Below are 17,158 nucleotides of genomic sequence, written 5' to 3'. Positions count from 1 at the left end.
ATCCGCACTGCCGGCCTCAAAACCTCGGACTGCGCCACGCACCGGCCAGCAGAGGCTGCAAGGTCATGCCCGGAGGACTTGCCGTAGTTGCTGGGTGGCAGATCCGAGGGGAGTGATTGCCCCAGGCCCGCGGTTGCGCGGTTGGCCTGACAGAGACACTGGGGCACGGATGGCCAGCCGACATTTGCCACTAGCATGGAGCCAGGTCAGTTTTGAACTGGGCAGTCGTGGACTTCCAATGACTAGGCCAAGCCTGCGGCAAAGAATGCTTTCGCGACAGGCTGGAAATATTGCATAGGAACCGCGTGGCCGAGTTTTGTAGTGCCTATCAGCTGACGCGCTAAGACATGGTCATGGACGATCGTCAGGCGTAGTGCCCGCGCCTCGCTCAACACATGTGAAACGCGCTCACCTTCGGCACGGCAAACTAAGAACGGCACCCCGGTTTCACCGCGAACGTAACGCAGACCGATCAGGACCGCCCTTCCTGTTAAGACCAGCGTGGCGCGATGCACGCCAAGCGCAGGCTCGTCGGCCGCCTCCTCGCGGATGCGACGCTGTTCACCTTTCAACTCTGGCGCTCCTTGCTGATCCTTCGACTCGCGCGTCACTTCGGTATTGGTCATGCGCATTTCGCGCAGATACAACGCGCGCTGGAGCAGAAGATCGATCAGTCCGCCGACCAGCAGTGCGCCGGCGCCAATTCCCATCAGCAATTTTGTCTCCATAAAGATGAGGCCAACACAGCCCATGCCGCAGATCGGCAGAGGGACCATTGTCTTCCACATCCCGAGAAGGACAATGGAAAAGGTTGCGCTGAGAACCAATACCTTGAACATGGTCTTGCAGACTTCGACCATGGAACGAGCAGACCCCAAGCGCTTCAGCCCTTCAAAGGGGTCAATTTTCTTAAAGCTGAGCTTCATCGGCTCCAGAGAGAAGACAAATCCACCATTGGCTAGCAGGCTGGCCAAAATCACCGCGGCGACAAGGGTTCCAAGCAGCGGGCCAACAGCCGCGACTGTGAGTTGGACGAGCACAACCAATGCCTGCGGCACCGCGGTATCGAAAGGTAGGCTCTGCAACTTGGTGGCTAATAGGAGCGCTTCCCGGCATTTGTCCTCGATCACGCTGCCTCTTAGCCAAAGGTAGCCGAGCCCAGCGCAAGTCCCGACCGCGCGGACGAAATCGGAGCTACGTGGCAGCTGTCCTTTTTTGCGCGCTTCACTTAACTTCTTCGGGCTGGCGGCGTGTGTCTTCTCTTCACTTGTGTCGCTCATGGCAGCAATTTGTCGAACCACTCCAGCACGCCGTTGGCACGTGTGACCTCCAGTTTCATGCTCTCCACCAGATAGGCAGCGTAGGTGACCATGAGAACTGGAAAGACAATGTTCTTGATTGCCGGAGACAGTTGGCTCGCCTTAAATTGCGGGGCAAAGCGACGCAGCAGCATCATCGATATATCAATCAGTATCAGGAAGAACACGACAGGCCCCGATACCAATAATGCCGTGCGCATTATGCTGTCGAGAAGCCCCAACAACTCCATTGCTCCTGGCCCACTCAGTGTCGGGTGAAACTGATACACCGGCCAGATCAAGTAGCTGCGGTACAGGACACTGATCAAAGTTTCCAGGCCTCCTGATCCGACGAATATGGCAATCGCAGTGATCCCCAGAAAAACGCCCATCGCGGAAGCCTGACTGTTCGTCGCGGGATCGGCCGAAGCGGTCGGGCTGCTGATGCCGCGTTGGTTGTCGATAAGCTCCCCGGCAGCCTGAAGGCCCCAAAGCGGAATGCCAAGAAAAGTGCCAAGGAGTACACCGACAAAAACTTCCTTGAATCCGAGCAGGGTTAGCTGGATCAGGCGCGTATCAGGATCCAGCGCCGGCAATCCGCCGCTGACGTGTGCCAGGCATGGTAGTGCGAAGCCAACAGCCAAACAGCCCCGGATCAGCCCACTGATCTGCGAGCGTGTGAATACGGGAAAGATCAGCATGATGCCCATCGCGCGGGCTGCCCCAAGACCTGCCGCAACGACGAGTTCGAGAGCCGTCTGGATCAGAATTTGAATATCGGCCGATGGCGCGTCCATGGGGCGGACTAGTAGCTAAGTGTCATTGCGGGAAACTCGGTGAAGATCTGATCGGCTAGCTCTATGAGCGGGGCGCTTAGCACAGGAGCAAACAGCCCAATCACCGCGACAACGACCAGAAGCTTCACGGTGAGCGGCAAGCTTTCATCCTGGATCTGCGTCGCCGCCTGGAGGATGCCGATGACGAGGCCGACAACCACTGATGCAATGAGCGGCGGTAGAATCCAGATCATGAAAACCACCAGTGATTGGCTCATAAGAGTAATGATGCTGGATTCAGTGATGATCAGCCTCCCGGTAACGTATAACTCAGCACAAGCCCATGCATCAATTTTGACCAACCATCAATGGCAACAAACAAGAAGATCTTGAACGGGACAGATATAACAGTTGGTGAGACCATCGACATACCCATTGCCATCAAGATAGTTGTCACTATCAGATCTATAACAATAAAAGGCAGATAAAGTAGAAATCCTATCTCAAATCCGCGCGTCAATTCTGATAGCAAGAAAGATGGTACAAGTATTGCAAAGTCATCAGGCGTGGCTGCAGCGTGCATTTCCTCTGGCCAGACCTTTTCTGTCGAAGATAGGAAAAATCGCCGCTGCTCTTCATTTGTGAATTTCTTGAGATGCTCGCGCAAGGGCTCACTTCCGGCTTTAGCGGCGCTTACCCAGTCGTCGAATGTCTGATAGTGGAGCTTGGGATCCGACATGCGGTCATAGGTCTGCTCAGCAACGGGCGCACTAACGAACATAGTGAGGATCATCGCCGCGGCGTACAGCACCACATTGGGTGGTATGGTCTGGGTCCCGAGCGCATTGCGGACGAGGAAAAGAACAATTGATACCTTTACAAAGGCCGTTGTCGTGGCAACTGCTAAAACCAGCAGACCGAGTCCGGCGGTAACCGCAAGAAGCGCCAGGATTGTCGGCTGAGCTTCACTCATTGCATGCAAACCCGCCACGGAGCCTGATGCCCAGCTCTTCTCCGATGCGGACAATGTCGCCACGCCCGATACGCTGACCATTGGCCACTATGTCGACCGGGCCGTCGATCGGCCATCCAAGTTCAAAAATATGCCCTTCGCCGGCACTTCTTAATTCCCCAAGAGAAATAGGCCAGCGGCCGCATTCAAAGACAAGCACGATCTCGACATCGTCGAGATCCTTAGTAAGCTCCAGTTGCGATCCGGGTTGTGTCATATGCGCACTCTCCAAAGGACACGGTCGCGGGCGGAAAGGCCCCCGCAAGATTAATTCATCGCCGTCAAGATCCGCCTCGGCGCACAACTGGCCGACAGCTAGGGTGATCTGGCCGCGGCCGAACGGCGCAATATCGGGCAACAATGCATCACCGACACATGCGCTTCGAAGAAGCGCCGCAGGAAGGCGAAGCGTGCCGACCTCTCCTGCAACAATGAGCGGGAGCTCTGGAGGCAGCCCGCCCAGCTGCCGCGGCAACTGGGCAAGCAGTTCGCCTAGCGCGCGAAACGCAGGCGGTACTAAGCCGTCAAGTGGCGTGAACAGGAATAGACGGCCCTTGCCCTTGACCGCGCCGAAAATGATGTCGAGTTCAAGATGAGGAGCCAGCATCGTGGCTTCGCATACCCGCACGAGTTGCACGTTCAGACGCGTCGTCTCCTCCAGTCGAGTGACAAGCGGCTCCAGAGCGAGTTCGAGAATTAGCGAAGCAGTTGGCTCGGAAGGGAAGGCCAAGCCGTTCTGCACTGTCGTGATGAACTCCTCTACGAGCGGGCGCGACAGTGACAAGATGACCGTTTCGGCTCCCACTCTCCAGACGCAGTCAAGCATCGGAATGGCAGCAGGTTCCTGCTGCCAGACAAGCCCTGCCGTTCGCACCGATAGCGGCACCTCGTTGATCCGGCTTTGAAACGGCGTGCGCGGCGCTGCTGTATCATTGAGCCACGAGACAACCGTGTGGGACAGTTTCAGAACTGGTTCGAACATGGCGGGTGTGACCGCAGCGCCTATCAAAGACTGCACGGTCGTGTCATTCGGACGACCTCTTGCGACCGTCGGATCCGGTTGCGCGGCATTTAGGCAAGCGACCCCCTCGCATATTTCAGCAGTATCTCATCGTCGGCCTCGATCTCGGCTGCGGCCTCCGAATGAGTCTCGACGGCGCGCCGCACGTCGTCCTCGATTTGTTGCCATTTGTCCCTTGCCGCCGAACATATGACCCATAGCTCCCTCGTCCTGGACGCCGCCATCTCAGCCTCCTCTTGAGCGATTTGGGTATCATCAAGCATCTGCCGTCTGGAATTGATCTCAGCGGCAAGTTGTTCAGTGTGAAGGCGGTGACGGTCGAGCGCTGCGCTAGACAAGTTGTCGAGTGACATCAGATGCTGATAGAGCGCTGCTTCTTTTCTTGAACAATGTTGCTGTATCATTGCAAGCTCCCTAGAGGCATTTTGTACGGCTGAGGCGGCCACATCGCGCTGGGCTTCCTTCTTGGACAGCTCGCCAAGGGCACGACGCTCTTGCATTTCCTTCAGAAGCCGTAACCTCGAAGACTGAATCCAGTTTACGCGGTCAGACGCGACATCCATGCGACCGTCTCCTCGAAATCTGACGCGTCATCTTCGCTCTGGCGCAGAAACTCCCTCAGTTCGTCGATTGACGCGACAGCCCGGTCAGTCAGGGGATCTCCACCTGGCTTGTATTCGCCAACATTGATCAAGAACTCGGTCTCGGCATAGCGCGACAGGAGCTCGCGGAAAATGGATGCTGCCTTGCGATGTGTCCCCGAAACGACTGCATCCATGACGCGGCTGCGACTCTGCAGCACATCAATAGCGGGGAAATGCGATCGCGCCGCAATAGCGCGTGAGAGGATGACATGGCCATCGAGAATACCACGCGATTCCTCGGCGATTGGATCACCCGTGCCATCACCCTCTACAAGCACCGTATAGAAGGCCGTGATTGAGCCCCGCTCACCCATGCCGGCGCGCTCGAGCAGGCCTGGCAGCATGCCAAAAACGGAAGGAGGAAAGCCCCGTCGCGTCGGCGGCTCACCCGCAGCAAGGCCTATTTCGCGCATAGCGCGGCAGAAGCGCGTCAGCGAATCCAGCATGAGAGCAACGCGTAGGCCTTGATCGCGGAAATATTCCGCGAGCGCAGTCGCCATTGGAGCGCATTGCGCACGCTCTACCGCCGAGCGGTCGGATGTTTCAACCACGACGACCGTACGGAGAAGGCCCTCTTCACCAAGATTCCTTTCGATGAATTCACGAACTTCCCGTCCACGTTCGCCTATGAGCGCCACTATGACGACGTCAGCGGCGGCACCCTTTACGATCTGTGACAACAGCGTCGACTTGCCACCACCTGGCTCGCCATAAATCCCGATCCGCTGGCCCTCGCCGCACGTCAGCAGACCATCGAGGACACGGACCCCAAGCGGGAATGGCCGCTCAATCATGCGCCTCGTCATCGGATTGGGGGCTCTGCCATGCAGGGGCCGAGTTTCGACGGTCTTGATTTCGCCTTTGCCGTCCAATGGGCGGCAACGACTGTCGATCACGCGACCGAGCAAATCGCCGCCGACGGGCACCTCACGCATTCGGCCAGTGGCCACGACCTCTGCGCGGCTGGATAGGCCCACCAAGTCCCCGATCGGTGTCAGCAATACACCATCACCCGACAGGCCGATCACCTCGGCCTCGAGCGACAGCCCGGTTCGCGGGTCCTCTAGGAGGCAAAGTTCCCCAATACGAGTGTCTGGCAAGACGGCATGAACCAGTGTGCCGATAGCCCGCGTGATCCGACCGCGCACCGCACGCGTGTCAATTCGCTTGGCCGCAGCCCTCAAAGACGAGATTGCTGGAACGAGAGCTCGAGTGTCGGCGTCAGCGTTATGTTCTGGGACGGGCTTTCTCATAGCTCGCCTTTCTCACAGAGCGTCCCGAAACCAAGGCGCAGCGCGCGCATCTGGGCGTCAAGTCCAAGGTCAACATTGCCGTACTCGCTCCACAGCACGCAGCGTTGCGGCGACAATGTCGGGTCGGGCTCGATCCGCACCCTTGGTCGACCATCCTGGCCGTCGCATCGAGCAAACTCTCGTGCAAGCATGTCGACTTGCATGGGAGAAACATGAAGGCAAACGTCGGCGCCGCTGTATTGACACTCTATGGCGTGACGAACAGCCCTCACCAATAGCTCGCCCGGATCGAAAGCGCCGATAAGATCGCTCAATATTTCCATCACGAGCTGCGGCAATTCCTGCTCCAGAGCCGCCTTTCGTCGCGCGATTTCGGAGATTGTCTCCGCAATCAACCCTGCCATCTCCTCGGTGCCTGCATTCGAGCCCTCCATGTGGCCGCGCGCCCACGCCCGCTGGTAAACCGCGCGTGCCCAGTTTCGAACGCGCTGCCGATGCCGTTCTGCCGCGGCAAGGGCTTGCGCGGCGCTGTGCCAGGTTTCGAGCTCGCTCGCGGGTATCAGTGGTCCGACTGGACGCATCTGCGGCGCTATTGGCCCCTCGGAAAGTTCGACTGTCATTTCACCGGGGTCTCTGTCTCAAAATGAGCTACTACAAGTGAAAGCAATTGGCCGGCGGCGGTCCAATGCTCATGTGCTGGAGTCTCCGCGGCAGTCCCCTCGGGCAATCGAAGAAGCACGCGGTTACGCTCGGTCGCTGAACTGTCCTGGAGCCAAGCTCCAAGACATGCGTGTCCATCGTATTCGATTTGCTGAGCGAGTTTTTCTGGGTCCGAGATCAGTCTTTTGTCAACAGCATGCAGCAGGTGTCGGATTCCGAATGCGTGTGCATCCACGCCGATGCGTTTAACAAGGATGGCAAGCTCAGGCTGAGAGACAAACGCGACCAGCGAACGGGCATGCCAGATACTACCAGCAAGAAGGGCCGCTCGATATGGATCATGCCCGCGTAGAAGGTCCGGCCTGCAGCCGATGTGGTTCAGATCCACGTCATCGTTGCCCAGCAATTCTGCCAGCCTTGGATGCAGTCTGGAACACTTCTGCAACTTCACTAACGTTTCGGCCGATAACGCTGGATCAAGACGCGCCGCAAGACGGGTTGGATGGGCCGAAGCCGCAAGCTCGCTCGCGCCCGGAAAGTGCGGACCATCAGGTCGGGCGGTCTGTATAGGCATTGGCAATGAGATGTCACCCACGTCCAATTGCAGGCATTCTTTTGCGAATGGCCTCGACAGCAGAAGCATCCCGGCGCCCCTCGACCTTGGAAACGCCGGTTGATTGCTTGCGCCGACGCGTAACAACGCCGATCAAGAGATAACAGGCCACGGCGAATACGGCTGCGGCAAAACCTGTTACGGTCGCCAGAAGTGGCGCAGGAAGAGGTAGTGATGCTTGTGGCAAAACAGCAGTCGGATCGGGCCGTTGCTCGTGTGCGGACCGTTCTACCGGCACCAAAACCACTTCCACCTTATCGTAGGACAGGCCTTCGATGCTGTCGGCTACAAGCATCTTTATCTTTGGCAGCAGAGCCGCGACATTTGTTTTTGCGTCGTGCCTGATAAACACCGAGGCCGAGGATGGCGTGGCACCGGCTCGCACAAGGTCGTTATGCGGCAGCACGACGTGAACACGTACAGAAAAAACGCCATCGATATCGCTGATCGTCCGCGACAACTCTTCGCTCAGGGCATACACGTAACGGGCACGCTCTTCGGTCGGCGAGGCAATCAGGCCTGATCCTTGGAATATCTCACCGAGGTTCTTGAAGGATTGGCGCGGCAGCCCCTTGGCGTTCAGAAGGTTGATTGAGAAGGCGAGCAGCTTTTCGTCAACCTGGATCGTGCTGGTTCCATCCTTGGCGACCACCCGGATCGCGGCGACCCCGTTGTCTTCAAGAAGTGCGAGCATTTCATTTGCCTCACGCTCTTGCAATTGCGTGTAGAGGTCGGCTTTGCAAGCAGTGAGGGCGACGAGAACTGGCAGCATGACAAGTCTAACCGACCGCCACCCTGACAGGCCACGCATGATTTCGCCCTCGGCCAAGCCAATCATGCGCGCGGTTCAGCCTTCCTTCAAAAGTTTATTCACGGATGATGTGACGCCGCTGACGCCTTTGGAGATAAGCGCCACCTGGGTGACGCCGTTGTAAACATCCCGAAGACCAGCCATCATCGTTTCGAAGTCTTGCCCTTGTTGGGGAATGCCCGAGATTCCGGTTCCCGCCTCACCTGGAACGGGAAGCTTCTGCGCCGGTCCCGGTAGAGCGCCCTTCGAAAGGGCTATGTCATGGTCGAGCGCGGGGAAGGAAACAGTGTTGTGTGGATATAGGGAGGAAATCGTCTGCAACACGCGATCGCCCATGCCGCTCGTCGGCGCAGCCGCGCGCTGAACATCCATCGCCGCAGCAACTGGCGCCGCACTCGCTGGCCCCGCGGCGGCATCGTTTTTCAGCGAGTCGGCTGCATGCCCTAAGGCGCGCTCAAACTGGGCCTGCTCGACAATCGACGGTGATCCGACCCTGGGGAGGCCAGCCGTTAGAGTGGCAGAGATCGACGTGACAGGCATCATCATGTAAGGACTCGGTTGCTCTCTCTGACCGGGCGAGCCCCGCCCATTCATCACCCGGTGTCGGCGCAACACTCCTAGGGGGGCAAGCTGACAACAAGCTGACTAACGGCGGCGTCATTTCGACAATCTAAAATCTCTTCGGCAATTTAGTCACTTGTGATGATTTCAGCGTTTGGTTTATCAGTGCGACATGCCGAGAACGCTTATCCAACCCGTCACCCTGCATGTTTTGAGACTTCTTTGTGCCGGGTTTTTTCTGTCCACCGGGATTCACCCGGCGCATGCAGTCCCGCTGTCCCTTCCGGCGACACCCTATAGATACACGGTTCTGGATCAGGAGCTCGCTGCAGCGTTGCAGGAATTCGGCAACAACCTGAATATCAGGGTCAACATCAGTCCTGCGGTGAAGGGGCGAATTCGCGGACGTATGCCTGATTTGCCACCGCGCGCGTTCCTCGACCGCTTGACGAACCTTTACGGTCTACAATGGTACTATGACGGCCTTGTGCTCTATGTGTCTGCTGCACAAGAATCGCAAACTCGAATGCTTTTGATGACGTCGATTCGCTTCGATGCGTTCAAGGGGGCTCTCGACAAGCTTGATATCTCCGACGAGCGCTATGTGGTCAAACCCGTGCCAGGCAATGGCCTCGTCTTCGTTTCCGGTCCACCGCGCTTCGTCGCACTCGTGGAGCAGACCTTTAACGGCTTGGTGGCGCAGGCGCAGGCGCAGACTCACATAGCGGCAACGCCAAAGGAATCAGTGCTGATCTTGTTTCGCGGCTCCTCCACTACGGTCGTTCGCGACGGACGACCGGATGCTTCTTATTCTTCTGACATCCCACAACAGGATAGCGTTGGCGGGAAGCCTGAGCTGGGCAAGAAATGAACATTGAGGATTTCCCGCAGCTCTGAAGAACATGACTGCGGCTACCCCTTTGTGAACTCTTCGCAAACTCGTCAGTTTCTCGAAAGCTAATCCGCTCATGATGAGTCCCGGCAGCTCTCGCGGTGACTCCGGCCATTGTGTTGGACCGAACCTTGGAGCCGGCCCGGAACACAGCAATTGAAGGCAGGGCAGGCGCATTCGTGACCTGCCGACGCTTGGAATTGTCGAATTTTGTGAAACGCAAGGGATCTTCTGTCGGGGTCTCTTGTGGGGATTTCAACGTCACGTCTGAGGATGCATAATGTCGGCCAGTAATCTTTCAACTTTCTACCGCTCAAATTCGCTACAGTCCGCAAGGGGTTGGCCGGGCCTGAAAGTTTCCCATTTTGCGACCCAGCATCAGCAAAGTGCATCGTGCTTCGAAGCGATGCTGTCCACTTGTGTGCTGGCAGACAAGCCCGGCTCTTTCGCGCAAGGGGATCTGCCAGCGTCGAATCTTGATTCGACAATGGATAAATTGCGGCAGGACCCTTTGGGCCATCTGGCACCGGATGTCTTGACATTGAATGGCTTGGAGCAACACCCACTGGATCTGCTGCCGCCAAATATGAGGGCGGCTCTCAAGGAGGACCAATCGCAACGCTCCAAGGCGACTGAAGCCCAACATCTGCTCGGCGTCACTCCGAAGATCGAGCCGGCTCCCAGGCCGAGCCCCGGAATCACGTGGAACGGTGGGTCGCTGACCACGGCTGAGTTGCAGATTGTTGCGGTACTCAACCGTCACAAGGACCAATGCCCGCTTACTTGGAAGTCGTTGACCGACAAAGCCAATGATCCCTCTACGCCACCGGATCTGAAAGCGGCGATCCAGGGACTGCAGCAGGATTCGGGACTTTTTTATGCGATTGGCTCGCAGGGCGACGGCCGCTGTGGAGGCAAGATCAACGCCAAGGACTTGGCCGGATTTTCAAACCACCACCCACAAGTTGCTGCATTTCAGGAAGCCCAAGCGCGAAGCTACGAGCAGAACTACATACCATCCGACGGCAGCGGAGGTTTGCAGCCTTCGGTCATGACCTTGAGCGATGCCTTGCGAGAGTTTTACCGGTACTCCGAAAATCTGTCCAAGGACCTGAGTCTGGATGAGTTCAAGAAAATGGTCGGCGGCGAATCGAAAAACGGCAAATTTCCGCCCCAGGTCATTGCGGCGGCGCAATATTTCCTCGATCACCCCGATGCTTGGAACCAGTTGTGCGGTGGCTCGAAAGGGAAGATGCACAAAGAGGATTTCCTGCAAGTCGCCTCATCGTCGATGAGCCTCACGCAAACTGAGCTGAATACGGTCGAGATGATCAAGGACCATCAGGACACGTTCTTTGGAAGCGGTGTTCTGACTCGCGACAAACTGGCGAAAATGAAAGACGACAAGAGCCTTGATCCGAAAGTGCGGGAAGCAGCCTCTCAGCTCCTTTCAGATCCTCTTCTGTTTGGCCTCCTGAACAATTCGATCACGGGCTATAAGACCCATCATAAATTCTTCGACTTTGGCGGCGGGCATACGGTTGATTCCGGCAATATCAGCAAAAAAGACTTTGCCCATTTTTGCACAAACATGTCGTCTGCGAACCGCAACGTTCAGCAGCCAATCACCCACGGCGCCCAAACCGCAGAAGAGCAGAATGCCGTCGCGGACATGAAGATGGGCCTGATGGACCAGCCTGACATTAAGTCAGCCAAAAAGAACGGCGGGGCCGTCATGCACGTCGTCGACTCCGTGCTCAAAATCGAGACGAAAGTGCTCGACTTGGCGGCAACGGCGGTGGGACTGCTCAGCTTCATTCCGGGCCTCGGACAAGTAGCCGATCTTGCCTCGATGGTTCTCGAGGCTGAGTCGCAAGCAGCCAATCTCCTGCGTACGGCCATTAACGGAGGCGATATGAAGCGAGCGCTGGAGGAAGCTGGCCTCAATATGGCCGCGCAGGCGATCGGCCTTATCGCAGGCCCCGAGGTCAAGCTGGCCATTCGAAATGGGCTCGTAAAGCACCTGATGGAAGAGGCCTTGGCGGCAGGCATTGATCTTTCGGTCTCGACGGCGCAGGACTACGCAGAAGGCTATGTGAATAACCTCAAAGCGCGCCTTGCAGGCGGCCCTGAGCAAAGCCTAGGCCTTCCGAGCATGCCATCATTCCAGAGTGTGGCAAGCAATGTGCCCTTCGTCGGCATTGCCTTATCCTAGCCGTCGCCTTGCGCGGAAGCTTTGGCTCGCGCGCTGACATAAGGGTCATTGTGGCACAAGCAGGGGTTCATCCGCATCAACGCAGCGGTGTTCCTGACGCCATCTGGATCGGACTGTGAGGGGGATGTCCGAAGTCTGTGAAGGCTTCGGTATATGACGACTTCAGAGTTACGCTGAGCCCAGCCATCTCGAGCCGGTGCGCCGGGTCGAGGTTTTCACGGGCGCCGGCCGGCAGCGGGAATGGTCTCCGGAAGGCACGGCGCGGATGGTGGCGGAGCGGCGCAGCCGAAGGAACGGCTGTCGCGCGCCCAGGGCGGCCTCCCGAACAGCAGACGATGATCTCCTGCCTTGGGCCTATATCCTTGTGCCCACGCTCAAGGCAGTCGGCTGAAAACAGCGCTGATTTAAAACAGCATTATCCTGCACTGCACCCTCGATCCTTGCGCTCACCGATCGCTCGTCGACACGCACGCGGTCAAGTCGTTATCGGCGCTATGCCGATGGGCTTCGAGAGCAAGGTGGACGCTGAGCGGTGCGTCAGCCTCAGGGCGCGGCTGGCCAGCTTTGGGTCTCACGCTCTATGACGGCAACACCCGGCTGATCCACTTGGCCTGTTCGCGGGCTCCCGGCAGCGGCGCGGAAGCCACGGTCCGCCTTCCTCGGCTTCAGGCCAAAGATACCGCAGCATGCTCCAGAGCTATGTCTGCCGCCTCCGCCCCATCGTCGCTGGTCATGTGGAAAGGACAAGCAGGCTACGCACCCCATAATCCCGTCGGGCAGGATTCGACAGTCGACGGCGAGACATTCGCCAAACCTCACCCTTGATTCTCAGCAACGTTAAAAAAAATTCACATAATGTTCGTGAGTGTAGTCTCCTGTCAGGTGGTACATTAGCCCCAATATCTGGCGTCTTAGTCGTAGAAAGGACTGTGATCCATCTTCCATTAGCATCCATACCAGCGGATTTACAGCAAATGACGAGAGAGGTCTCATGCGGATTGATGGGGATAGAAGGGCTAGCGGCTTGCTGCATCCCGTCCGGGTTGATGCCAACCAATGTTGACACTGGTAAATCGCCTAAGGACGGCAGCGCATCTTGATCGCCTTCGAATCCTGGGCCTTTGCGCGCATGCGGATCTAACCGTCGGCGAGCTGGCCGATATTACCAGTCTGCCTCGCGAGCAGGTTCGACGCCACGTTCGGCGGCTGGGCAGAGCCAACTTTCTTTGCTGCAACGAACAACGTCCGCAGTCTTCGTACCATATGCAAGCAGGAGGCAAGGATGGCGGGCTGGCTCAATTGGTGGTCGATCTCCTGCCCCACGATGATGGCCATCATAAAAGAGACCTACAACGCCTGGAAGCAATACAAGACGCGCGGTTGAAGGGACCGCCTGCTTGATCGTGAAATAGATCAGTCCAAATGGAGCGCGACTACCATGGATAACTCCGCCGGCGGCGCCATCGCGCAGCCCGACACTTACGGGCGGCCTCACTTAGCCGCCGTCGACTCCCGCGTTCACGAACTGCTTCTAAGACAGGAGCGTCAGGAGCGGACAACTCTCAAACTGATCGCCTCCGAGAACTTTGCCTCCTCGGCGGTGTTGGAAGCGACCGGGTCGATTTTCACCAACAAGTATGCCGAGGGATACCCCGGTGCGCGCTACTACGCCGGAAACGAGATCGTCGATGAGCTTGAGACCCTCGCGATCGAGCGCCTGAAAGCGCTATTTGGCAGTGAACACGCCAACGTCCAGCCTTATTCAGGCTCGCCAGCCAACCAGGCTGTCTATCGCGCGCTTTTGAGCCCCCGTGACAAAGTCATGGGCTTGCCTTTACCCGAAGGCGGCCATCTGACTCACGGTTGGTCCGTCAATTTTTCCGGCAGCGATTATCAGCGCGTCCCGTACAGGCTGCACGAAAAGACACAGCAAATTGACTATGACCACTTGCGCGAGACCGCCAAGCGGGAACGCCCGAAGCTAATTTGGGTCGGCGGAACTGCTTATCCGCGTATTTTTGACTACGCGGCAATGGCCGAAATTGCTTCGGAGGTGAACTCGTATCTGGTGGCTGACATCGCCCACATCTGCGGCCTGGTTGTCGCAGGAGTGCATCCGAACCCCGTGTCCCATTGCGATGTGGTCACCAGCACCTCTCACAAGTCGATCCGCGGTCCCCGGGGTGGCTTCATTTTATCAAGGAATGAAGACCGTTATCAGCCCCTCCATCATCCGAAGAGCAAACACAATCTGGCCAAACGTATAGACCGCGCCGTGTTCCCTCTTCTGCAAGGCGGACCGCATATGAATACTATCGCCGCGCTTGCCGTCGCTTTGCAGGAAGCAGCGAACTCGTCCTTTCGTGTCTACGGTCAGCAGATCGTCCACAACGCCAAGGCTCTGGCCCAGGCGCTTCTGGAGCGAGGTTATGAACTCGTCACCGGGGGCACTGACAATCACATGCTGATCCTTGATCTTCGGGACCGGCCGCTGTCAGGCAAAGCCTATGCGGAGCGCTTATCGCGTGCAGGCATCATTGCGAATTTCAATATGGTCCCGGGCGACCGGCGGCATCCGGCGCTGACAAGCGGCATCCGCTTAGGGACACCAGCGGTGACGTCCATGGGCATGCGCGAAACGGAGATGGTGCAGATCGCCGCTTTCATCGACTCGGTCTGCCGCCAGCCCGATGACCAGGAAGTTCATGCGAGCGTACGAAGAGACGTTGCCGACTTCTGCACTGCGTTCGATGTTCCCGGCATCCGCGACCGATAAGCCACCCCAATCCAGAAACTCCTCACTAACTCCAGCACTTGAAGCGAGGGCATTTTTATGACCAGGCAGTTCGTGTTCTCTTCCGAATCCGTCGGCGCGGGACACCCCGACAAGATGGCAGACAACATCTCCGATGCCATTCTCGATGCGGTCCTGCGCACCGATCCGAAGGCGCGCGTCGCCTGTGAAGTGTTGGTGAAGACGGGGATGGTCGTTGTGGCTGGCGAGATCACCAGCCATGCCCACATCGATTACAGCCAAGTCGCCCGCGATACGATACTCGATATTGGCTACGACGATGATGCGATTGGCTTTGATGGTCGACGTTGCGCCGTCGTTCTGGCCCTCACCGAGCAGTCGCCCGACATAAGCCAGGGCGTTGATGAAGGACGAGGGCAGGATCTCGGGCAAGGGGCAGGGGATCAGGGCATCATGTTTGGATTCGCATGCAACGAGACGGATACATTGATGCCCCTGCCGATCCAACTCGCTCACCATTTGACGAAAAGACAGGCCGAGGTCCGGAAAGCGGGACAGCTTGGCTGGCTGCGTCCGGACGTGAAATCTCAAGTGTCGGTACGCTACGAAGGGCTCCGCCCGGTGGCGCTGGATACCATAGTCCTGTCAACGCAGCATGACGAAGCGGTCTCACAAGCCACGGTCCGCGAAGGCGTCATTGAGGAGATCATAAAACCGGTCCTGCCGGCCCACCTGGATACTTCGGGGATCAGATTTCTGGTCAACCCAACAGGGCGGTTCGTGGTCGGTGGGCCTGCCGGCGACTGCGGCCTCACAGGACGGAAGATCATCGTCGATTCCTACGGTGGGACCGGGCGTCACGGCGGCGGTGCCTTTTCGGGCAAGGACCCATCCAAGGTTGACCGCTCGGCGGCCTATGCCGCCCGCTATGTCGCGAAGAACATCGTTGCCAGCGGCCTTGCGGAGGTCTGCGAGGTTCAGCTTGCCTACGCGATCGGCGTGGCTAGTCCGGTTTCTGTCATGGTCAATACCTTCGGAACCGCAAGGATCGAGGAAAAAAGGATCGAGCGCCTTGTTCTCGAGGTTTTCAATCTCCGACCGAAAGGCATCATCAAGATGCTTGATCTCTTACGGCCGATATACCGCAAGACGGCGACATACGGACACTTCGGGCGTGAAGAGCCTGAGTTCACTTGGGAGAAGACGGACAAAGCTGACGATTTGCTGCGTGAAGCCGGACAGGCAGCTGCGTGAGGGCGGCTGGATCAAGCGCATGCGGCAACCCATTTCAACTCGCGAGACCACGCCCGGCCGGCGTGGCAAGAAGCCGGCTCGGGTTTTGGCGGAGATTTTGATGCCGGATTATGACGTGCTTTGCATCGGCAATGCCATTGTCGACATCATCGCCCAGTGCGACGAGGAATTCCTCGAGACCAACGGCATCATCAAGGGCGCGATGAACCTCATCGACACACAACGCGCCGAACTGCTCTACAGCCGCATGGGTCCGGCGATCGAAGCCTCCGGCGGCAGTGCCGGCAACACGGCGGCCGGCGTCGCCAGCTTTGGCGGCCGCGCCGCCTTCTTCGGCAAGGTCTCCAACGATGCGCTGGGCGAAATCTACGCCCACGACATCCATGCGCAGGGCGTCGCCTTCGGCACCACGCCGCTCAAGGGTGAGCCGCCGACGGCGCGCTCGATGATCTTCGTCACGCCCGACGGCGAGCGCTCGATGAACACCTATCTCGGCGCCTGCGTCGAGCTTGGCCCTGAGGATGTCGAAGCCGACAAGGCGTCTGGCGCCAAGGTCACCTATTTCGAAGGCTATCTGTGGGACCCGCCGCGCGCCAAGGAGGCAATCCGCCAGACGGCGAAGCTGGCGCATGCGGCAGGCCGCGAAGTGTCGATGACATTGTCGGATTCGTTCTGCGTCGACCGCTACCGCGACGAGTTCCTCGACCTGATGCGCTCGGGCACGGTCGACATCGTCTTTGCCAACAGCCACGAGATCAAATCGCTCTACCAGACATCGTCATTCGACGAGGCGCTGGCGCAGATCCGCAAGGATTGCCGGATCGCCGCCGTAACCCGCTCTGAAAAAGGCTCGGTCATCGTGCGCGGTGACGAAACCGTGGTCATCAAGGCGACCGCCATCAAGGAACTGGTCGACACGACAGGCGCCGGCGATCTCTATGCCGCCGGCTTCCTGCATGGCTACACGCAAGGCCGCGACCTGCAGACCTGCGGCGACCTTGGCTCACTGGCCGCCGGATTGGTGATCCAGCAGATCGGCCCCCGGCCCCGGCAGAATTTGCGCCGCGAGGCTGAGCAGGCGGGGCTGACCATTCCGGACGTTCAAACGAGTTAGTGGCCTACCTTCCCGTTGTGCAGGCTATCTCGCCAGAAGCGCAATCACGGAATAGGGAAATCCTGATGTCGAACATGATGAAGGCGCTTGTGAAGGCCAAGGCCGAACCGGGCATCTGGATGGAAGAGGTGCCGGTGCTGGAAATCGGCCCCAACGACGTGCTGATCAAGATCAAGAAGACGGCGATCTGCGGCACCGACGTGCACATCTACAATTGGGACCAGTGGGCGCAGAAGACGGTGCCGGTGCCGATGGTGACGGGCCATGAATTCGTCGGCA

General features: G+C 58.1%; 18 protein-coding genes. 6 read left to right on the top strand and 12 right to left on the bottom strand.

The window, feature by feature from the left end; translation table 11 throughout:
* Positions 1-242: 242 nt before the first annotated feature.
* From EN955_RS15935 to EN955_RS15885, 11 genes are all read right to left on the bottom strand, one after another.
* Entirely contained in the window at positions 243-1,280 is a 1,038-nt protein-coding gene (locus EN955_RS15935; protein WP_024505377.1) for an EscU/YscU/HrcU family type III secretion system export apparatus switch protein, read from the bottom strand.
* On the bottom strand, positions 1,277-2,095 hold the full coding sequence (gene sctT / locus EN955_RS15930; protein ID WP_024505376.1) for a type III secretion system export apparatus subunit SctT: 819 nt from the start codon (positions 2,093-2,095) through the stop codon (positions 1,277-1,279). The genes EN955_RS15935 and sctT overlap by 4 nt, the downstream gene beginning before the upstream one ends.
* 8 nt (positions 2,096-2,103) lie before the next feature.
* On the bottom strand, positions 2,104-2,379 hold the full coding sequence (locus tag EN955_RS15925) for an EscS/YscS/HrcS family type III secretion system export apparatus protein (RefSeq protein ID WP_024505375.1): 276 nt from the start codon (positions 2,377-2,379) through the stop codon (positions 2,104-2,106).
* Positions 2,380-2,381: 2 nt separating this feature from the next.
* A complete protein-coding gene (sctR, locus tag EN955_RS15920; RefSeq protein WP_024505374.1) occupies positions 2,382-3,047 on the bottom strand; it encodes a type III secretion system export apparatus subunit SctR in 666 nt (221 codons plus the stop codon).
* Complete coding sequence (sctQ, locus tag EN955_RS15915; RefSeq protein WP_095769044.1) at positions 3,040-4,068, bottom strand: type III secretion system cytoplasmic ring protein SctQ; 1,029 nt, start codon at positions 4,066-4,068, stop codon at positions 3,040-3,042. Before sctQ ends, sctR begins: the two co-directional genes overlap by 8 nt.
* A gap of 89 nt (positions 4,069-4,157) precedes the next feature.
* A complete protein-coding gene (locus EN955_RS15910; protein WP_032899688.1) occupies positions 4,158-4,670 on the bottom strand; it encodes a hypothetical protein in 513 nt (170 codons plus the stop codon).
* Positions 4,646-6,004, bottom strand: a complete 1,359-nt coding sequence (gene sctN, locus EN955_RS15905) for a type III secretion system ATPase SctN (protein WP_024505372.1) — start codon at positions 6,002-6,004, stop codon at positions 4,646-4,648. Before sctN ends, EN955_RS15910 begins: the two co-directional genes overlap by 25 nt.
* The gene (gene sctL / locus EN955_RS15900) at positions 6,001-6,624 is read right to left on the bottom strand and encodes a type III secretion system stator protein SctL (RefSeq protein WP_024505371.1); all 624 of its coding nucleotides are present in this window, start codon (positions 6,622-6,624) and stop codon (positions 6,001-6,003) included. Before sctL ends, sctN begins: the two co-directional genes overlap by 4 nt.
* Positions 6,621-7,307 (bottom strand): nodulation protein NolU, encoded by a 687-nt coding sequence (locus tag EN955_RS15895; protein ID WP_269470858.1) that lies wholly within the window; start codon positions 7,305-7,307, stop codon positions 6,621-6,623. Before EN955_RS15895 ends, sctL begins: the two co-directional genes overlap by 4 nt.
* Positions 7,252-8,115, bottom strand: a complete 864-nt coding sequence (gene sctJ / locus EN955_RS15890) for a type III secretion inner membrane ring lipoprotein SctJ (protein WP_024505369.1) — start codon at positions 8,113-8,115, stop codon at positions 7,252-7,254. Before sctJ ends, EN955_RS15895 begins: the two co-directional genes overlap by 56 nt.
* 9 nt (positions 8,116-8,124) lie before the next feature.
* Complete coding sequence (locus EN955_RS15885; RefSeq protein ID WP_024505368.1) at positions 8,125-8,634, bottom strand: nodulation protein NolB; 510 nt, start codon at positions 8,632-8,634, stop codon at positions 8,125-8,127.
* A 187-nt stretch (positions 8,635-8,821) separates the two neighbouring features.
* Here EN955_RS15885 and EN955_RS15880 point away from each other — a divergent pair, with 187 nt between their 5' ends.
* Positions 8,822-9,520 carry a secretin N-terminal domain-containing protein gene (locus EN955_RS15880; protein WP_024505367.1) on the top strand — a complete coding sequence of 233 codons (699 nt, stop codon included), beginning with the start codon at positions 8,822-8,824 and terminating at the stop codon, positions 9,518-9,520.
* A gap of 301 nt (positions 9,521-9,821) precedes the next feature.
* A complete protein-coding gene (locus EN955_RS15875) occupies positions 9,822-11,756 on the top strand; it encodes an HrpF/NolX family T3SS translocon protein (protein ID WP_024505366.1) in 1,935 nt (644 codons plus the stop codon).
* A 1,137-nt stretch (positions 11,757-12,893) separates the two neighbouring features.
* Here the strand turns inward: EN955_RS15875 and EN955_RS34800 are convergent.
* Positions 12,894-13,094, bottom strand: a complete 201-nt coding sequence (locus EN955_RS34800; RefSeq protein ID WP_024505365.1) for a hypothetical protein — start codon at positions 13,092-13,094, stop codon at positions 12,894-12,896.
* A gap of 100 nt (positions 13,095-13,194) precedes the next feature.
* Here EN955_RS34800 and glyA point away from each other — a divergent pair, with 100 nt between their 5' ends.
* From glyA to EN955_RS15845, 4 genes are all read left to right on the top strand, one after another.
* Entirely contained in the window at positions 13,195-14,532 is a 1,338-nt protein-coding gene (glyA, locus tag EN955_RS15860; RefSeq protein WP_024505364.1) for a serine hydroxymethyltransferase, read from the top strand.
* Positions 14,533-14,589: 57 nt separating this feature from the next.
* Positions 14,590-15,765, top strand: a complete 1,176-nt coding sequence (gene metK / locus EN955_RS15855) for a methionine adenosyltransferase (protein ID WP_024505363.1) — start codon at positions 14,590-14,592, stop codon at positions 15,763-15,765.
* Between the two features lie 100 nt (positions 15,766-15,865).
* A complete protein-coding gene (locus tag EN955_RS15850; protein ID WP_126063919.1) occupies positions 15,866-16,879 on the top strand; it encodes an adenosine kinase in 1,014 nt (337 codons plus the stop codon).
* Positions 16,880-16,944: 65 nt separating this feature from the next.
* Positions 16,945-17,158: alcohol dehydrogenase catalytic domain-containing protein (locus tag EN955_RS15845; protein ID WP_164765289.1), on the top strand; the 214-nt coding region annotated here is incomplete at its 3' end.

The organism is Mesorhizobium sp. M7A.F.Ca.CA.001.04.2.1, assembly GCF_003998485.1.
Taxonomy (GTDB): domain Bacteria; phylum Pseudomonadota; class Alphaproteobacteria; order Rhizobiales; family Rhizobiaceae; genus Mesorhizobium; species Mesorhizobium ciceri.
This window is presented reverse-complemented; position numbering and strand designations above follow the sequence as displayed.